Origin of the sequence: Oscillibacter sp., assembly GCF_032018205.1 — a bacterium.
Classification (GTDB): domain Bacteria; phylum Bacillota; class Clostridia; order Oscillospirales; family Oscillospiraceae; genus Oscillibacter.
The window spans coordinates 10,723-12,384 of the sequence record NZ_DALZOY010000030.1 but is presented as its reverse complement, the minus strand read 5'-3'; the positions used below and the strand labels follow the sequence as shown (position 1 = coordinate 12,384).

Sequence of the window (1,662 nt, the reverse complement as noted above, 5' to 3'; positions counted from 1 at the left end):
CACCAGTGGGTCCGGCGGGACCTGCGTCACCAGTGGGTCCGGCGGGACCTGCGTCACCAGTGGGTCCGGCGGGACCTGCGTCGCCAGTGGGGCCGATATCGCCCTGAGGTCCCGTCGGCCCGGTTACGTTAGGGTTTTCAATGGTTACAATTGCAGAACCCTGTGTAACTGTAATATCCAGTGTGGTAGACTCAAAAATTAAGTCTTCGCCGTATCCAAGCACCGCTGTACCGGTTGTCCCGATGACATTAAACAGCATATCGCCGGAATCAAATTCCCCAGTGGGACCGGTGGGACCGATGTCCCCAGTCGGGCCGGTAGCGCCTGTGATTCCGGTGGGACCGGTGGGGCCGGTGGCACCTGTCGAGCCGGTGGCACCCGTTGGACCGATATCGCCCTGCACACCCTGAGAGCCTTCCGGCCCCTGACAGCCCATTGGTCCCTGCACACCCTGAGGACCCTGCACGCCGGCAGGGCCCTCCGCCCCTGCGGGGCCGGTAGGGCCTTGGATGCCCTGAGGCCCTTGTGCTCCTTCCGGGCCGTCATCTCCTTGCGGGCCGATAGGGCCCGTATCGCCTCTGGGGCCGATAGGTCCGCGTGCTCCCTGCGGTCCAGCCGGGCCAGGATTCCCTCTAGGTCCTCTTGCTCCCAGACATCCGGGATCACCTTGCGGACCGGCATCACCTCTCACGCCTTGTGGACCCTGTAAGCCCATCTGGCCCTGAGGCCCGCGTGGCCCTGCGGGACCCGGACAGCCGGGATCGCCCTTATCGCCCTTTTGGCCCTGAGTGCCTCTCGGCCCTCTTTCTCCCTCTGTGCCCTGTGGGCCGACATAACCCTGCGGGCCGGGATATCCCACATCGCCCTTCGGGCCCGGGCAGCCCGAATCTCCCTTAGGGCCTCTCTGGCCGGGCGGGCAAGCCGACGGACAATCCGGCCGTAGGGAAGAACTGCAATTATTTTGCTGCGAAGAATTATTGCAGCCACAGCCGCTTTGACAAGCGGCTGAATTCTGTGCATAGTCTTCATAATAGTTTTGCATATCTCGATATCCTTTCTGAACCGTCAAATCAGATAAAATAAATAGGTATCCTGCAAGTATTATATGACGGGCTACTTAGTTCTGTTCAGCAAAATACCGCCACGGAAAAGCAGCCACGAGTTCGGAAGTAAATGTTTTACACGGTATTGTGCCGTTTGCATATACTGATGTAAATGCTTGATCAGCTCTTGTCCAAAGCCTTTTTGCTACATAGCGGCTGTTTGAAGAAGGTGGTTCTGATTTGAAAATTTATAGGGAAAATAATCCAACTTTAAATTTTTTTAATTCCAACAATTGCAGTTCTACTTCATGCAATCAAAGGGGAAAAAATAATAGTTGCAATTTTCAATGCCCTCGCTCCTCTTCTTGCTGCTCTCCGGGTCCTACAGGACCGCAAGGGCCGCGGGGGCCACAGGGCTTTCCGGGATGCCCCGGCTGTCCAGGGCCGATAGGCCCGCAAGGGATCCCCGGCCCTCAGGGCCCCCAAGGGATTCCGGGAAGCATCGGTCCGGAAGGTTTGCAGGGCATCACCGGCTGCACCGGACCAGATGGTTCACAGGGAATTGCGGGTCCCACAGGCGCACAAGGTATTCCGGGCCCCACAGGCCCGCAGGGCGCGT

General features: G+C 58.6%; 1 pseudogene. It reads right to left on the bottom strand.

From position 1 onward, the window contains the following. A pseudogene (locus tag RTU96_RS14505) lies at positions 1-466 on the bottom strand (hypothetical protein); the annotation flags it as partial. Positions 467-1,662: the final 1,196 nt, after the last annotated feature.